The 557-nt window shown below is 64.6% G+C and carries 1 protein-coding gene; it reads right to left on the reverse strand.

Annotated features, from left to right (window positions below):
- A partial coding sequence (locus AC1DXV_RS35225) for a transporter substrate-binding protein (RefSeq protein ID WP_477938130.1) occupies window positions 1-557 on the reverse strand: 557 nt, incomplete at its 3' end.

Here is a 557-nt window from a genome sequence, read left to right on the forward strand (position 1 = left end):
GGCGTGTACTTCTCGTCGATGTCGCTGTCCTTGACGCCCTTGCTCTTCAGGAAGGCGCGCAGGATCTTGTTGGTGGTGCGCGGGTAGACGTAGTCGGTGCCCAGCAGCACGAAGCGCTTGGCGCCGCCGCCGGCCTTGCTCATCAGGTATTCGACGGCCGGGATCGCTTGCTGGTTGGGGGCTGCGCCGGTGTAGAAGACGTTCTTGCTGAGTTCTTCGCCTTCGTACTGCACCGGGTAGAACAGCAGGCCGTTGAGTTCCTCGACGACCGGCAGCACCGACTTGCGCGACACGCTGGTCCAGCAGCCGAACATCACGGCGACCTTGTCCTGGCTGATCAGCTGCTTGGCCTTCTCGGCGAACAGCGGCCAGTTGGAGGCCGGGTCGACGACGACGGGCTCGAGCTGCTTGCCGAGCACGCCGCCCTTGGCGTTGATTTCCGCGATCGTCATCAGGGCCGTGTCCTTGAGCACGGTCTCCGAGATCGCCATCGTGCCCGACAGCGAGTGCAGGATGCCGACCTTGATGGTGTCGGCGGCCTGCGCGAACAGCGGCAG

Source organism: Rhizobacter sp. P3_C12 (assembly GCF_056402735.1).